General features: G+C 65.3%; 17 protein-coding genes. 3 read left to right on the top strand and 14 right to left on the bottom strand.

Annotation, left to right across the window (positions count from 1 at the left end):
* Positions 1–6: 6 nt before the first annotated feature.
* Genes AB7531_RS15880 through AB7531_RS15860 form a run of 5 tightly spaced genes read right to left on the bottom strand, consistent with a single transcriptional unit; the run spans position 7 to position 4,907 of the window.
* The gene (locus AB7531_RS15880) at positions 7–1,314 is read right to left on the bottom strand and encodes an adenylate/guanylate cyclase domain-containing protein (protein WP_063982416.1); all 1,308 of its coding nucleotides are present in this window, start codon (positions 1,312–1,314) and stop codon (positions 7–9) included.
* A 29-nt stretch (positions 1,315–1,343) separates the two neighbouring features.
* Positions 1,344–2,507 carry an ABC transporter permease gene (locus AB7531_RS15875; RefSeq protein WP_354238818.1) on the bottom strand — a complete coding sequence of 388 codons (1,164 nt, stop codon included), beginning with the start codon at positions 2,505–2,507 and terminating at the stop codon, positions 1,344–1,346.
* Positions 2,504–3,436 (bottom strand): ABC transporter ATP-binding protein, encoded by a 933-nt coding sequence (locus tag AB7531_RS15870; protein WP_063982414.1) that lies wholly within the window; start codon positions 3,434–3,436, stop codon positions 2,504–2,506. The genes AB7531_RS15875 and AB7531_RS15870 overlap by 4 nt, the downstream gene beginning before the upstream one ends.
* Entirely contained in the window at positions 3,433–4,221 is a 789-nt protein-coding gene (locus AB7531_RS15865; protein WP_063982413.1) for an HlyD family secretion protein, read from the bottom strand. Before AB7531_RS15865 ends, AB7531_RS15870 begins: the two co-directional genes overlap by 4 nt.
* Positions 4,218–4,907 (bottom strand): TetR/AcrR family transcriptional regulator, encoded by a 690-nt coding sequence (locus tag AB7531_RS15860; protein WP_187388011.1) that lies wholly within the window; start codon positions 4,905–4,907, stop codon positions 4,218–4,220. The genes AB7531_RS15865 and AB7531_RS15860 overlap by 4 nt, the downstream gene beginning before the upstream one ends.
* A 108-nt stretch (positions 4,908–5,015) precedes the next feature.
* Here AB7531_RS15860 and AB7531_RS15855 point away from each other — a divergent pair, with 108 nt between their 5' ends.
* From AB7531_RS15855 to AB7531_RS15845, 3 genes are read left to right on the top strand one after another with little or no spacing between them, the layout of a single operon-like run.
* Positions 5,016–5,351, top strand: coding sequence for an ArsR/SmtB family transcription factor (locus tag AB7531_RS15855; RefSeq protein WP_011088398.1), 336 nt, complete (start codon positions 5,016–5,018; stop codon positions 5,349–5,351).
* Positions 5,348–5,821: an SRPBCC family protein gene (locus AB7531_RS15850; protein ID WP_063982412.1), complete on the top strand. Its 474-nt coding sequence runs from the start codon at positions 5,348–5,350 to the stop codon at positions 5,819–5,821. The genes AB7531_RS15855 and AB7531_RS15850 overlap by 4 nt, the downstream gene beginning before the upstream one ends.
* Before the next feature lie 15 nt (positions 5,822–5,836).
* The gene (locus AB7531_RS15845) at positions 5,837–6,250 is read left to right on the top strand and encodes a GFA family protein (RefSeq protein WP_063982411.1); all 414 of its coding nucleotides are present in this window, start codon (positions 5,837–5,839) and stop codon (positions 6,248–6,250) included.
* 130 nt (positions 6,251–6,380) lie between these two features.
* Here AB7531_RS15845 and AB7531_RS15840 read toward each other — a convergent pair whose 3' ends face one another.
* The 9 genes from AB7531_RS15840 to AB7531_RS15800 form a co-directional block, all read right to left on the bottom strand.
* The gene (locus AB7531_RS15840; protein WP_028158473.1) at positions 6,381–6,770 is read right to left on the bottom strand and encodes a DUF4189 domain-containing protein; all 390 of its coding nucleotides are present in this window, start codon (positions 6,768–6,770) and stop codon (positions 6,381–6,383) included.
* 226 nt (positions 6,771–6,996) lie between these two features.
* Positions 6,997–8,601 (bottom strand): NTP transferase domain-containing protein, encoded by a 1,605-nt coding sequence (locus AB7531_RS15835; protein WP_063982410.1) that lies wholly within the window; start codon positions 8,599–8,601, stop codon positions 6,997–6,999.
* Positions 8,598–9,299 (bottom strand): XdhC family protein, encoded by a 702-nt coding sequence (locus AB7531_RS15830; protein ID WP_063982409.1) that lies wholly within the window; start codon positions 9,297–9,299, stop codon positions 8,598–8,600. Before AB7531_RS15830 ends, AB7531_RS15835 begins: the two co-directional genes overlap by 4 nt.
* Before the next feature lie 2 nt (positions 9,300–9,301).
* A complete protein-coding gene (locus AB7531_RS15825) occupies positions 9,302–9,625 on the bottom strand; it encodes an XdhC family protein (protein WP_007602422.1) in 324 nt (107 codons plus the stop codon).
* Positions 9,626–9,636: 11 nt separating this feature from the next.
* Positions 9,637–10,839 (bottom strand): vWA domain-containing protein, encoded by a 1,203-nt coding sequence (locus AB7531_RS15820; protein ID WP_063982408.1) that lies wholly within the window; start codon positions 10,837–10,839, stop codon positions 9,637–9,639.
* A 140-nt stretch (positions 10,840–10,979) separates the two neighbouring features.
* Complete coding sequence (locus AB7531_RS15815; RefSeq protein WP_014494196.1) at positions 10,980–11,888, bottom strand: AAA family ATPase; 909 nt, start codon at positions 11,886–11,888, stop codon at positions 10,980–10,982.
* 62 nt (positions 11,889–11,950) lie between these two features.
* Entirely contained in the window at positions 11,951–12,757 is an 807-nt protein-coding gene (locus tag AB7531_RS15810; protein ID WP_014494195.1) for an FAD binding domain-containing protein, read from the bottom strand.
* A gap of 32 nt (positions 12,758–12,789) precedes the next feature.
* Complete coding sequence (locus AB7531_RS15805) at positions 12,790–13,275, bottom strand: (2Fe-2S)-binding protein (RefSeq protein ID WP_014494194.1); 486 nt, start codon at positions 13,273–13,275, stop codon at positions 12,790–12,792.
* Between the two features lie 149 nt (positions 13,276–13,424).
* Positions 13,425–13,871, bottom strand: coding sequence for an SRPBCC family protein (locus tag AB7531_RS15800; protein WP_063982407.1), 447 nt, complete (start codon positions 13,869–13,871; stop codon positions 13,425–13,427).
* Positions 13,872–14,028: the final 157 nt, after the last annotated feature.

Genomic DNA, 14,028 nt, shown 5'->3' with positions numbered 1-14,028 from the left:
AGTCGCTCACCCCAGTTGAAACACCGCCACCTTGTGCTCGTAGCCGCGAACCGCGACCTCGCCGAGCGCGACGGCGTCCTCACCGTCGTCGCCGAGCGCCTCGCGGACGGACGCGGAGATCAGGAGGTGCGAGCCGAACTCCTTGTTGAGTGCCTCCAGCCGCGAGGCGAAGTTCACGGTGTCGCCGATCACCGTGTACTCCTTGCGCCGGGGCGAGCCGATATTGCCGGCAACGACCTCGCCGAAATGGATGCCGATGCCGATCCGCAGCGGCCAGCTCGTTTGCGCGTTGATGCGGTCCATCGCGGCCAGCATCTCGCGGCCTGCGGCAACCGCGCGGTGCGCGGCGTCGGAGGCCTCCAGCGGCGCGCCGAACAGGGCGAGGAAGCCATCGCCCAAAAACTTGTTCACGATGCCGCCCTGACGATCGAGAATGTCGACCAGCACGGCGAACGCACCGTCGAGCCGGTCAACCACCTCCTGCGGGGTGCGCAACCGCGCGCTGGCGGTGAAGCCGCGGAAATCGACGAACATCACCGCGACGCGGCGAAGGTCGCCGCCCGCGCTGGGCCCCGCCGCCATCAGCCGTTCCACCACCTGCGGCGAGACGTGCTGGCCGAACAGGTTGGTGACGCGATCACGCGCGGTGGCGGCCGCGATGCTCGCGGCAAATTGCCGCCGCAGCCGCGCGCCGACGGAGCCGGCGAGCACGCCGCAGATCAGGATGATGGTGCTGCGCACAGCGTGAAAGTAGATCAGCGGTTCGCCAGCGTCGCTGGCCGAATTGTAGTACAGCGCGACGGCTAGGAGTTCGGCTGCGGCCACAAATCCCGTGAAGGTGGACAGCCAGAAATCGAGCCGCAGCGTCGAAAGAATGATGAAGATGAAATAGGCCAGTGGCAGCACGAAACCGAGCGCGGGCCCAGCGCCCATGCTGCGAATCTGCAGAATCAGGATGATCGTCGGCAGCGACGTTTCGATGAGAGCGCCGATATAGCGCCTGATCACCGGCAGGTCGCGATCGAGCTTGAGGTTTCGCCTGATCTGGCTGTGGACCCAGACCTCGAAGAGGATGAAGCCCCCCAAGAGCATGTATTCGCGGACCAAGCCCTCCGTCCCGCGCCAGACCCGGTTCACGATGGCAGGGTCGATCAGGTAGGTTGCGGTGAGGAACAGGATCATGACGCAGCCCGTCGTGATCAGCGCCCTCACCCGCAACAGCTCGGTCCGCAGCACTTCTCGCGTCAGCTCGCGCTCGAACTCGTCCGACATCACGGCATGCTGCCGGGTCTTCCTGCTGGCAAACCTGACCATTCCACCCCTCGATTCCGGGGCATTGTGCCTCAATCCAGCGTACGGCGGAAGCGCGTCACCGCGATGGTCATGGCGACCAGCATCAGGATCGCCAGCGCCAGCGCGTCGAAGTGCAAATTCTGCATGGTCGCGCCCTTCAGCATGATGGCGCGGACGATCCGCAAGTAGTGGGTCAGCGGCAGGCATTCACCGAGATATTGCGCCCAGACCGGCATGCCGGCGAACGGGAACATGAATCCGGAGAGCAGAATGCTCGGCAGGAAGAACATCATGGCCATCTGCATGGCCTGGAGCTGGTTCTGCACCACGGTCGAGATGGTGTAGCCAATCGACAGATTTGTAGCGATGAACAAGGTCGACAGCAGCGCGAGCAGGAACAGATTGCCGAGCAAGGGCACGCCGAACAGGCCGACACCGATGCCGATGATGAGGAAGGCCTGAAGGAAGCCAACCAGCACATAAGGAACGATCTTGCCGAACATCACCTCGACCGGCTTGATCGGCATCGACAGCAGGCTCTCCATGGTGCCCCGCTCGACCTCGCGGGTGACCGAGAGCGCGGTGAAGATCAGCATGGTCATGGTGAGGATGGTGCCGACGAGGCCCGGCACGATATTGAGGCTGGACGACGCGGCCGGATTGTAGCGCGCATGCGCGCGGATCTCGAACGGCATCTCGGGCGGATTGCCGATATAGAGATCGTGCGCAAGCGCGGTCTGTACGACCATGCCGAGCGAGCCGAGCGCGGCGCTGGCCGCAACGGGATCGGTGGCGTCGGCCGCAACCAGCAGCGCCGGCCTGTCGCCGCGCCGCACCGCCCGCTCGAAGCCGCGCGGAATCTCGACGCCGAACAGCACCTTGCCCGATTTCAGCAGGTTGTCGAAATCGTCGACATCGTGCACCTCGTAGATGAAGCGGAAATAGGCGGTGTTCTCCAGCGCCTTCAACACCGAGCGGGCAAGATCCGAATCCTCCTGGAGCAGCACCGCGCTCGGCAGATGGTGCGGCGTGGTGTTGATGGCATAGCCGAACAGCAGAAGCTGCATCACCGGCAACATCACGATCATCGCGAACGAGACGCGGTCGCGCTTGAGCTGGATGAACTCCTTGACCAGCATCGCATAGGAGCGCTTCCAGAAGCCGAAGCGCTCGCGGATCTCGTGCGCGGGTGCGGGGTGATCGGCGGCGCTCATTGGAAATTGTCCCTGGAACGGCTCATCAATTCGATGAACACGTCTTCGAGCGAGGGCGATGATTTGTGCCAGTGCAGGCCGCCCTTCTCGCGCCACGGCGCGATGCTGGCCTCGAGCGCGGCGACGTCGCGCCCGGAAACGTGCAGCGAAGTGCCGAACGGCGCCACCATATCTACGCCGGGCTTGCCGGTGAGCGCGGCCGTCAGCCCGTTGAGCTCCTCGCCCGTCACGGTGTAGGTCGTCAGGGCGGACTTCGCGATCACCTCCTCGACCGTGCCGTGCGCCAGGAGATGGCCGTAGGCGATGTAGGCGATCTCGTGGCAGCGCTCGGCCTCGTCCATGTAGTGGGTCGAGACCAGGACGGTGAGGCCGTCGGCCGCGAGCGCATGGATCTCGTTCCAGAAGTCGCGCCGCGCCTTGGGATCGACGCCGGCGGTGGGCTCGTCCAGCAGCAGCAGTTTCGGACTGGGCAGCGTGCAGGCCCCGAGCGCGAGCCGCTGCTTCCAGCCACCGGAGAGCTCGCCCGCGAGCTGCTCCTCGCGCCCCGACAGCCCGAGCCGCTTGATCATGTCGCGCGCGGCGCCGCGTGGATCGGCGAGGCCATAGAGGCGCGCGACGAATTCGAGGTTCTCGCGCACCGAGAGGTCCTGGTACAGGCTGAAGCGCTGGGTCATGTAGCCGACCTGGCGCTTGATCTTTTCGGCATCGCGCCGGATGTCGTAGCCGAGGCAGGTGCCCTCGCCGCTGTCGGGCGTGAGCAGGCCGCAGAGGATGCGGATGGTGGTGGTCTTGCCCGAGCCGTTCGGCCCGAGGAAGCCGTAGATCGAGCCGCGCTTCACCTGCATCGACAGATCGTGCACGACCTCGCGGCCGCCAAACGACTTGGTCAGGCCCTTGACGTCGATCGCGATGCCGTTGCCGCCGCTCATCGCTTGTCGGCCACCGGCGTTTTTGGATGGAGATAGACGTCGATCGGCTGTCCGACCCGCAGGGCATCGGGCCGCGAGGGCCGCGCCTGGATCAAATAGACCAGCTTGTTGCGCTCATCGAGGCTGTAGATGACAGGCGGAGTATATTCGGCCGAGGTCGCGATGAAATAGATCTTTGCGGTGAGATCCGCCGCGCAATTGTCGCAAGAGATGCGCACCGTGTCGCCGATCGCAAGCTTCGGCAACTCGGTCTCCGGAACGAAGAAGCGCAGCTTCATGTTGCCGGGCGGCATGATCGAGAGCACCGGCCGCTGCGCCGCCACCATTTCGCCCTCGCGGAAGTAGATCTGCTGGATGGTGCCGGCAACGGGCGCAAAGCCCCTGCGCCGCGCCATTCGCGTCTCCGACGTCGCGACCCGCGCTTCGGCGACACGCAAGGACGACACGGCGGAATCGAGATTGGCCTGCGTACCGGAGCCAGTCTTGTTCAGCGAGGCCGCGCGATCATAGGTCTGCTGCGCATTGGCCAGTGTCGCCTTGTTCTGGTTGAGGTCGGCAAGCTGGAGATCGTCGTCGACGGAATAGAGGGGATCGCCGACCTTCACCTCGTCGCCCTCGCGGACATTGAGCTTCGTCACCCGGCCCGCTTCGTCCGGGCTGACGAAGATCATGTCGGCCTCGACCCAACCCTGAAATCCGGGATCGCGCTTGTCCTTGCAGCCGGCAAGGCCGGTTGCAAGGACGGCAGCCAATGCAACCACAGAAATTGCTCGTGACGACCTCATGTCGTCCTCCGTTCGCCAAAAATCAAATCGAGATGGACGCGCAGCATGTCCTGGGCGTCGAGCGGCGCGTGCCGCGCAAACAGGCTCTGCCAGATCACCGCGATCATCGCCGGTGCGACCAGGATCTGCGGATAGCGCGCGAGGTTCTTCTCGCGGATCTCGCCGCGGGCAATGCCGAGCTCGATCAGCGCGCGCATGCCAGCGGTCCCGCGCGAGACGACCTCGCGATAGTAGAAATCGGCGACGGACGGAAAGCGCGGCCCTTCCGCCACGATCAATCGCACGAGATCGCCGCGCCTCGTGCCGATGACCTCCTTGAGGAAGTTACCGGCAAAGGCCTCGACGAGATCGCGCACCGAGCCCGTCGGCGGCGGCAGCGCATTCAGCTTCGCCACGACCGGCACGATCACCGTGCGCACGAGCTCCTCGAACATCGATTCCTTGTCCTTGAAGTGCAGGTAGATCGTGCCCTTGGCCACGCCCGCCCGCTTGGCGATATCGTCGAGCCGCGTCGCGGCAAAGCCGCGCGCGATGAACTCCTCCATCGCCGCTTCCACGATGGCCGACCGACGCTCGGCCGCACGCGTGGCACGGTTCGAAGCGGGCGGAGCGTCGGCGGGCGCACGGCCCTTCGCATCGGCGCGAGCTGCGGTTGGCGTGGCTGCTTTGGTGGGCTTCTTTGTCATTCCCTATTTATGACTGACCGGTCAGTCATAGTCAAGGCAGTGATCCAACCCTATACAGCCAACAAATTAGTATTGACTAATGCATTAGCGAATGCTAATCGAATATCCATGATCGAAGCCGCCCCAAATCCCGTCACGACCGTGATGCGCGCCCTCGCCGATCCGACCCGCCGCGCCGTGTTCGAGCGCGTGTTCGAGAGCAAGGAGATCAGCGTCGCCGAACTCACCCGCGGCAGCGGCGTGACGCAGGGCGCGATCTCGCAGCATTTGAAGTCGCTGAAGCAGGCCGGCCTCGTCGCCGAGCGCGCCGAGGGCCGCAACGTCTATTACCGCGCCGCGCCGCAAGGACTCGAGCCGCTGGTCACCTGGATGGACCATTACGGCGTGTTCTGGCGCGAGCGCTTCCAGAATCTGCGTGACCTCTTGAAGGAGATCGATCCGTGAGTGCAGCCGAGTTCAAAGCCGAGACTAAAGACATCGTCCAAGACATTGTTTTGGAGGAGGTCTTCCCTCACGCGCCCGAGACGATCTGGAAGACGCTGACCAGCGCCCAGTTGATCGCGCGCTGGCTGATGCAGCCGACCGGCTTCGAAGCCATCGAAGGCAAGGCCTTCACGTTCCAGACCACGCCGGGCGGCAACTGGGATGGCGTCATCCATTGCCGGGTTCTGGAAGTCGTACCGAACCGGCGCCTCGTCTATGCCTGGAAGGGCGGCGACGAACGCAACACCGGCTACGGCGCGCCGCTCGATACCGTCGTGACGTGGTCCCTCACCCCGGTCGAAGCCGGCACGCGGATCCGCCTGGTGCATGCGGGCTTCGTCATGCCGAGGAACGAGTCGGCCTACACGGTCATGAGCGGCGGCTGGAAGAAGGTCGTGCGTCAGCTCGACGAGATCAGTGGCGAGAAGTGAGTGGGAGATCTTCCGATGACCAGGCCTTTTACCGGCGGCTGCGCCTGCGGCGCGATCCGCTATTCGATTCTCGGTGAGCCGCTGTTCAGCAATCACTGCCAATGCCGGGATTGCCAGCGCGAAAGCGGCGGCGGTCACGGCTCGTACATGACCTTCGCGCGCGGAGGTGTCACGCTGACCGGCGAGGCGAAGCATTGGGACATGGTCGGCGACAGCGGCAACGTGAAGACGCGCGGTTTCTGCACGCAGTGCGGCTTGCCGGTCTACATGACCTTTGCGGCGATGCCCGACATCTTCACCATCCGCGCCGCAAGCCTCGACGAGCCCGCCCGCTACAAGCCGCAGGTGGTGACCTACGCGGCACGCGGACATGACTGGGATCGTCTCGATCCAGACCTGCCGAAATTCGCAGGCATGCCGCCGGGATGAGGCAGCTGTACTTGGAGTGTCGAAGTCTCGGCATCGTCATGGCCGGACTGTCCCGAATGTCATTCCTGACGCAATGCTCCGGTCCGCGCATCGCGCGGTACCCGTTGCATCGCCAATGACAGCAAAAGGATTATCCCTTGGCGTCGCAGGCCCAGGCGCGGATCACGCATTCCTTGCCGCCGTATTTGTAGCACTCGCGCGTGGCGGCATTGAGCGAGGCGGAGATCTTCGGCTTGACGGCATAGCCATAGGCGCCGCACGGGTTGGCCATATCGACCGACATCGCCGCGCAGGCACGCTTCATGGTCACGGTCGTGCAGTCGCCCTTGCACTGCTTCTGTGCCGCTGCACGGGCCTCGCGCTCGGCGCCGTAATCAAAAGCCTGGCCATAGGCCCCGCACTTGCCGACCGCAAACGCACCGGCGGCATGCGCATCCGTGATGTAGCGCGCGCCGGCGACACAAACCGACAGCGCAAAGAAAAACATCGCGCAACGGCGCGCGACGACATTCGAAGCCATGGAAAAACCCCTCCCCCCAAGGCAGGTGGAGAGGACTCTAGGCGGTGGACGTTTCCAGATGGTGAACGAGGGGTGAAATCGAACGAATGAGAGTGCCGTAGGGTGGGCAAAGGCGCAAAGCGCCGTGCCCACCATCCATCCACACCATCAATCAAAATGGGTGGGCACGCTTCCGCCTTCGCTCTACGAGCTACGGCGGACAAGTCGCTTTGCCCACCCAACGGCACTATCCCCGTCGTGCCGCTTCCAGCGCCTGCGGCGTGTCGATGTCGAGGAAGGCGCTCTCGCCATCCACGGGGACTTCGGCCACCGCTTCGGTGTGCTTGGCGATCAGATGGCGCGCGCCGACGTCGCCGTCGAGCGTCATCAATTCCTTGAAGAAGCGGCGCGACCACAGCACGGGATTGCCGCGGCGCCCGTCACTGACGGGCACGACGATGAGGTTGCCGCGGTCCGGCGCAAAGCCGTCGATGAGACGGTCGATCAGGCCGGCATCGATCAGTGGCATGTCGCCCAAACAGACCACGGCGCCGTCGCAAGCCTCAGGCACGGCCGCGATGCCGGCCTTGACCGAGCTCGCGATGCCGCCGGCGAAATCCGGGTTGCGGACGAACTTCACCTTCAAGCCTTGCAGCGCCTGCTCGACCAGCTCGGTCTGATGGCCGGTGACGACGATCACCTCGGAGGCCTTGGAGGCCAGCGCCTGCTCGGTCGCGATCCGCACCAGCTTCTTGCCGTCGAGCTCGGCGAGCAGCTTGTTCGGTCCGCCCATCCGGGTCGAGCGGCCCGCCGCGAGCACGATGGCCGCGACCTGGCTGTTGCCCTCGATCGCGGGTTCTGCGCGCGGCTGCGGCCGCGTCACGATCTCCATCAGGAGGCCGCCGACGCCCATGCCCATCAACTCGGAACGCGTCACCTTGATGCCGGCGAGCAGCCGCATCAGCACCCAGTCAAAACCGTTCTCGACCGGCGAGCGTGCGCAGCCCGGCGCGCCCAGCACCGGCACCCCGCCGGCCCGCGCGATCAGCAGCAAATTGCCGGGATCGACCGGCATGCCGAAATGCTCGATCTCGCCGCCGATCCCGGTGACGGCCGCCGGGATCACGTCGCGGCGATCGGCGATCGCGGATGCGCCGAACACGATCACGAGCTCGGCGCCGAGGCCGAGCAATTCCTTGATCGCCGCGGACAGCGCACGTTCCTCATGTTGGACGCGCCGCTCGGCAATGATGCTGGCGCCGGCCGGCGCGAGCCGCTCGGCGGTAACGCGCAGCGTCTTGTCGATCACCTTCGACGAGAGGCCCGGCAGCAGCGTCGAGACCACGCCGACGCGCTTGACGACGTAGGGCGCGATCTTCAGCACCTCCCTGCCCGCCGCCTTCACCGCGGCATCGCGCAAATTGCCTTCGACGCCGAACGGGATGATCTTGACGGTGCCGACCATCTCGCCCTCGACCACCGGCTTGTAGGCGGTGAGCGTCGCAAAGGTGATGGCCTCGTCGATATTGTTGATGCGGTCGACTGCGGCGCGGTCGATCACCAGCACGCCCGGGCGCGCGGCGAACAGATTGGCACGGCCGGTGAAGGCGCGCTCGACATGAATGCCCTCGCCGCCGACGGCCAGCGCGATGCTGGCGGCGGCGACATCCTCGGAGACGTCGCCCTCCTCCATGCGCACCACCACGACGTCCTTGATGCCGGCGCGCGTCAGCGCCTCGACCTCGGCCGGGCCGATCGTCGTGCCTTTCTTCAGCACCAGCGGACCCTGGCGCAGGGTGTGGACGGTCACCCCGCCGATCGCATCCTTGGGGCTCGCCGGTCCGAATTTCATGCCGCTTCTTCTTTTTCTTTGGGAGGCAGGCGCAGCACCGCCGTGATCTCGGCCATGATCGACACCGCGATCTCGGACGGCGAGACCGCGCCGATCGCCAGCCCAATGGGCGCGTGGATGCGCGCGATGTCGCTGTCCTTGGCGCCCTGCGCGCGCAGCCGGTCGCCGCGCTTGGCATGCGTCTTTCGCGAGCCGAGCGCGCCGATATAGAAGCAGTTGCGCTCGAAGGCGTGCAGCAGCGCGGGATCGTCGATCTTCGGATCGTGCGTCACCGCGACGAAAGCCGTGTAGGCATCGACATTGAGCGGCGGCAGCGCCGTGTCGGGCCATTCGGCGACCAGGGGAATGTCAGGGAAGCGCTCCGCGCTCGCAAACGCCGTGCGGGGATCGACCACGGTGACGTCGTAGCCGAGCGAGCGCGCCAGCGGCGCCAGGGCCTGGCTGATATGGACCGCGCCGACGACGACGAGCTTTGCGGTCGGCGCGTAGACGTTGAGGAACAGCTTTTTGCCGCCGGCTTCGACACTGGCGCTCTTGCCCATGCGAAGCTGCTTGTCCAGTTCGGCACGCAGCGGGTCTTTTGCAAAATCCGCAGCCTTCACCAGGCGCTGATCGCCGCTCTCGGTGTCGGTCACCAGGATCACCGGTCGGCGCGCGGCGCGCTCGGCATTGAGTTCGTGCAGGATTGCGAGCTTCACGGCTAGCCGACCTTCTCGACGAAGACGCGGATGGTGCCGCCGCAGGACAACCCGACATTCCAGGCCGTCTCATCGGCAACGCCGAACTCCAGCATCCTGGGCTTGCCGCTCTGGATCACGTCCATGGCCTCGGTGACCACGGCGCCTTCGACGCAGCCGCCGGAGACCGAGCCCAGAAACGTGCCCTCATCGTTGATGACGAGGCTCGAGCCCGCCGGGCGCGGCGCCGAGCCCCAGGTCTCGACAACGGTGGCCAGCGCGACGCCCCGGCCGGCCTTCTGCCAATCCTCCGCCGCCTTCAGAATATCCTCGTCGCGATCGAGCATGGCTTAACCTCTCAAGCTGCGGAACGGATCAGGCTGCGGTGATGCGGCGGCAGCGGCCGGGAGAGCGTCGTGATCAGCTCCTGGATCGAACTCAAATTATGTACCGGGCGGAATTCGTCAACGTGCGGGAGCATCATTTTGATGCCCTGGGCCTTGGCCTCGAAGCCGCCGAACCGCAGAAGCGGGTTGAGCCAGATCAGCCGCCGGCAGGACCGGTGCAGCCGGTCCATCTCGAAGGCGAGCTTGGAATCGGCCTCCCGCTCCAGCCCGTCGGAGATCAGTAGCACGATGGCGCCCTGGCTCAGCACGCGCCGCGCCCACAATTTGTTGAAGTTGTGCAGCGAGGCCGAAATCCGGGTGCCGCCGGCCCAGTCCTCGACCGAGGCCGAGCAGCTCGCCAGCGCCTCATCGGGGTCGCGCTGGCGCAGCGCACGGGTGACGTTGGTCAGCCGCGTGCCGAACAGGAACACCGAGACGCGCTTGCGGGCGTCGCCGATGGCGTGGAGAAAGTGCAGGAACAGGCGGGTGTACTCGCTCATCGAGCCCGAGATATCGAGCAACGCGACGATCGGCGCCGGCTTTTCGATGCGCCCGAGGCGATGGATGTCGATGATGTCGCCGCCGGTGCGCAAGGACGCGCGCAGCGTGCGGCGCAAATCGAGACGAAGCCCGCGGGGATCGGGCCGGTGCCGGCGCGTCAGAAGCTCGGCCTGCGGCAGCCGCATCCGCTCGACGGCGTGGAGCGCTTCGGTGATCTCAGCCGCGCTCATCTGCGCAAAATCCTTCTTCTGAAGGATCTCCTTGTCGGAGACCGACAGGCGCAAATCCTGCTCCTGGTGCTGCGGCGTCTCCGTCATCCGCGGCTGCGACATCGCCTCCTGCACGCGGCGGGAGCCGGCCTGCGGCTTCTTCTTCGCCTGCTCCGGCAACGGCACCGAATCCAGCATGTGCTTCCACTCTTCCGAGGCGCGGAAGAACAGGTTGAAGGCCTGCCTGAAGATCAGCGCATGCTCGTGGCGCTTGACGAAGATCGCCTCCAGCGTGGTGAAGACGTCGGCGCGGTTGCCGATGTCGATCACCTGGAGCGCGCTCATGGCATCGATGACGGCGCCCGGCCCGACCGGCATGCTGGCTGCACGCAACGCGCGGGCGAAGCCGACGATGTTGTCGGCGAACTGCTCGGTCTGGTCGGGCGCAAGGTGGTTGATGGCCATGGTCTCGTATCCATCCCCTCGTCATTCCGGGGCGCGCCACTTGGCGCGAGCCCGGAATCCATACTCCCGATCGTGGTTATGGATTCCGGGCTCGACGCTGCGCGTCGCCCCGGAATGACCGGAGTACTAGTGGCGCAAGATCAATTCTCGCTCGTCGCTTCCTTCAGCACCTTTTGCAGGGTATCGCCCTGCATCCGGGTGATATCGTCCTGGTACTTGAGCAGCGCGCCCAGCGTGTCGCCGACCACTTGCGGGGTCAGCGAGCGGGCGTCGAGCTCCGACAACGCAGTGGCCCAGTCGATGGTCTCCGCAACACCGGGCGACTTGTAGAAATCCTGGTTGCGCAGCGCCTGGACGAAACGCACGACCTGCTGCGACAGCTTGGCCGAGATGCCGGGCACGCGCGTCTTGACGATCGCGAGCTCGCGCTCGGCTTCGGGATAGTCGACCCAGTGATAGAGACAGCGCCGCTTCAGCGCGTCGTGGATCTCGCGGGTGCGGTTGGAGGTGATGATGACGATCGGCGGATGCGGCGCCTTCACGGTGCCGAATTCGGGAATGGTCACCTGGAAGTCGCTGAGGATTTCGAGCAGGTATGCCTCGAACGCCTCGTCGGCGCGGTCGAGCTCGTCGATCAGGAGCACCGGCGGCCCGGCGACGTCAGGCTCCAGCGCCTGAAGCAACGGCCGCTTGATCATGTAGCGGTCGGCGAAGATATCGGACGAGAGCTGATCGCGGTCGGTGTCGCCGGCGGCTTCCGCCATCCGGATCGCGATCATCTGCGCGGCGCTATTCCACTCGTAGACGGCAGAGGAGACGTCGAGGCCCTCGTAGCACTGCAGGCGGATCAGCTTCCGCCCCAGCGCCGCCGACAGCACCTTTGCGATCTCGGTCTTGCCGACGCCGGCTTCGCCCTCCAGGAACAGCGGCCGGCCCATGCGCAGCGACAGATAGGTCACCGTCGCCAGCGATCGCTCCGCGAGATAACCGCGCGAAGTCAAGAGTTCGAGCATCGCATCGACCGATGCCGGCAGGGCCGTGAGAGTCATGAAAAAGCCAGTCTCGCTACGCCCTCACCGGGGACAAGTTTGGGCCGAGGCGTGAGGTTCACTCACTCCTTGGCGTTGGCGGCATCGAGGGCACGCCGCGTCAGCACCCCGATGAGATGCGCACGGTATTCGGCGCTGCCGTGGATGTCGCTGTTGAGGCCTTCCGCCGGCACCTCGATGCCGTCGAGCGCCTTCGCGGCGAAGCGCTTCTTCAGGGCTTCCTCGAACGCGGTGACGCGGAACACGCCTTCGGAGCCGGCGCCGGTGACGGCGACGCGCACGTCCGAAGGACGCCGCGCCACGAACACGCCGACCAGCGCATAGCGAGAAGCCTGGTTGCGGAACTTGATGTAGGCCGCCTTCTTCGGCAGCGGGAACATCACCTTGGTGATGATCTCGTCGGCTTCGAGCGCCGTCGTGAACAGGCCCTGGAAATACTCTTCCGCCTTGAGGCGGCGCTTGTTGGTGACGATGGTGGCGCCGAGCGCGAGCACCGCGGCCGGATAGTCCGCGGTCGGATCGTTGTTGGCGAGCGAGCCGCCGATCGTGCCCTTGTGGCGCACGGCGGGGTCGCCGATCTGGCTGGCAAGATTGGCCAGTGCCGGGATCGCCTCACCGACGATCGCGGAGCTTGCGACCTCGGCATGCCTGGCGGTGGCGCCGATCACGAGCGCGCGGCCCTTCATCTCGATCGTGTTGAGCCCCTCGATATGGGAGAGGTCGACCAGATGGGGCGGGCTCGCGAGACGCTGCTTCATGACGGGAATCAGCGTGTGGCCGCCGGCGATCACCTTGGCGTCTTCGTTCTTCACCAGGAGGTTGGCCGCCTGGCGAACGGTCCCAGGGCGATGGTATTTGAATTCGTACATCTGAATGTCCTGATCGCAGAATGCGCGCGAGGTTAGGCGAGATCGGATTTCGCCATCGCCTTGGCGCCGGCGGAGATCGAAGCGACGATGTTCTGGTAGCCGGTGCAACGGCAGAGATTGCCTTCCAGCTCCTCGCGGATGGTGTGGTCGTCGAGCTCGTGGCCCTTGCGATGGACGATGTCGATCGCCGTCATGATCATGCCCGGCGTGCAGAAGCCGCACTGCAGGCCATGGTGCTCGCGGAAGGCCTCCTGCATCGGATGTAGCGGAGCGCCGTCGGCGGCCAGTCCCTCGATCGTCTTGACCTCGTGGCCGTCGGCCATCACGGCCAGCGTGGTGCAGGACTTCACGGCCTTGCCGTCGAGATGCACGACACAGGCGCCGCACTGCGAGGTGTCGCAGCCGACATGGGTGCCGGTCAGGCGCAGATTCTCGCGCAGGAACTGCACCAGAAGGGTGCGGGGATCGACGTTGGCCGTGACAGGATTGCCGTTCACGATGAGGGAGATTTTTGCCATAAGCACTCTCTATCAGCGCCCCGACGGGTCCCGTCGAAGCGGTTCTTATAATTATTCCAACCCATCATATGGGCCATTATGCCCGGGGGCAACATCGCCCCGGACGCAAGGCGCCATGCCGAAAGGCGATAGCCTTCAGCCCTGTACCGCTAGCCCTGTACCGCTTTGGCGAAGTTCGCGAAAAATTCGTCGGCCAGCTTCTTGGCGGCGCCGTTGATGAGGCGCTGGCCGAGCTGCGCCAACTTGCCGCCGATCTGCGCCTCGACCTCGTAGGAGAGCAGCGTACCGCCGTCCTTCTCCGCGAGCTTGACCACGGCGCCGCCCTTGGCGAAGCCGGCCACCCCGCCCTCGCCTTCGCCGGAGATCTTGTAGCCGTTCGGCGGGTCGAGATCGGAGAGTGTGACCTTGCCCTTGAAGCGCGCCGACACCGGCCCGACCTTCATTTTCGCCGTCGCGCGAAAGCCGCCGTCGTCGGTCTTCTCCAGCTCCTCGCAGCCGGGGATGCAGGCCTTCAGCACCTCGGGATTGTTGAGCTTCTCCCACACGGCCTCGCGCGGCGCCGCAAGCTGGACTTCGCCGTTCATCGTCATGGCCATGGGGTACCTCCCGGATGCTTCGCTATACGCTGCTCAAGTAACGCACGGAGGCCGCAAAGGAAAGGGCAGCCCCCGGCCACGTGCAATGCATATTCGCAACTGCAAAAAGCTTTGCGCCGATGGTTTGGGATTGGCAGAGCCGGGGCATGGTGATTAG

Source organism: Bradyrhizobium sp. 63_E2_N1_3 (genome assembly GCF_052076005.1).
Classification (GTDB): Bacteria; Pseudomonadota; Alphaproteobacteria; order Rhizobiales; family Xanthobacteraceae; genus Bradyrhizobium; species Bradyrhizobium barranii.
The sequence above is the reverse complement of the archived record's forward strand: the minus strand, read 5'-3'. Positions and strand labels throughout refer to the sequence as shown.

What these genes read in the sequence shown, in the direction of transcription:
- AB7531_RS15880 (WP_063982416.1), bottom strand. Translation starts at nt 1,314, where the DNA reads ATGGTCAGGTTTGCCAGCAGGAAGACCCGGCAGCATGCCGTGATGTCG.
- AB7531_RS15875 (WP_354238818.1), bottom strand. Translation starts at nt 2,507, where the DNA reads ATGAGCGCCGCCGATCACCCCGCACCCGCGCACGAGATCCGCGAGCGC.
- AB7531_RS15870 (WP_063982414.1), bottom strand. Translation starts at nt 3,436, where the DNA reads ATGAGCGGCGGCAACGGCATCGCGATCGACGTCAAGGGCCTGACCAAG.
- AB7531_RS15865 (WP_063982413.1), bottom strand. Translation starts at nt 4,221, where the DNA reads ATGAGGTCGTCACGAGCAATTTCTGTGGTTGCATTGGCTGCCGTCCTT.
- AB7531_RS15860 (WP_187388011.1), bottom strand. Translation starts at nt 4,907, where the DNA reads ATGACAAAGAAGCCCACCAAAGCAGCCACGCCAACCGCAGCTCGCGCC.
- AB7531_RS15855 (WP_011088398.1), top strand. Translation starts at nt 5,016, where the DNA reads ATGATCGAAGCCGCCCCAAATCCCGTCACGACCGTGATGCGCGCCCTC.
- AB7531_RS15845 (WP_063982411.1), top strand. Translation starts at nt 5,837, where the DNA reads ATGACCAGGCCTTTTACCGGCGGCTGCGCCTGCGGCGCGATCCGCTAT.
- AB7531_RS15840 (WP_028158473.1), bottom strand. Translation starts at nt 6,770, where the DNA reads ATGGCTTCGAATGTCGTCGCGCGCCGTTGCGCGATGTTTTTCTTTGCG.
- AB7531_RS15835 (WP_063982410.1), bottom strand. Translation starts at nt 8,601, where the DNA reads ATGAAATTCGGACCGGCGAGCCCCAAGGATGCGATCGGCGGGGTGACC.
- AB7531_RS15825 (WP_007602422.1), bottom strand. Translation starts at nt 9,625, where the DNA reads ATGCTCGATCGCGACGAGGATATTCTGAAGGCGGCGGAGGATTGGCAG.
- AB7531_RS15820 (WP_063982408.1), bottom strand. Translation starts at nt 10,839, where the DNA reads ATGGCCATCAACCACCTTGCGCCCGACCAGACCGAGCAGTTCGCCGAC.
- AB7531_RS15815 (WP_014494196.1), bottom strand. Translation starts at nt 11,888, where the DNA reads ATGACTCTCACGGCCCTGCCGGCATCGGTCGATGCGATGCTCGAACTC.
- AB7531_RS15810 (WP_014494195.1), bottom strand. Translation starts at nt 12,757, where the DNA reads ATGTACGAATTCAAATACCATCGCCCTGGGACCGTTCGCCAGGCGGCC.
- AB7531_RS15805 (WP_014494194.1), bottom strand. Translation starts at nt 13,275, where the DNA reads ATGGCAAAAATCTCCCTCATCGTGAACGGCAATCCTGTCACGGCCAAC.
- AB7531_RS15800 (WP_063982407.1), bottom strand. Translation starts at nt 13,871, where the DNA reads ATGGCCATGACGATGAACGGCGAAGTCCAGCTTGCGGCGCCGCGCGAG.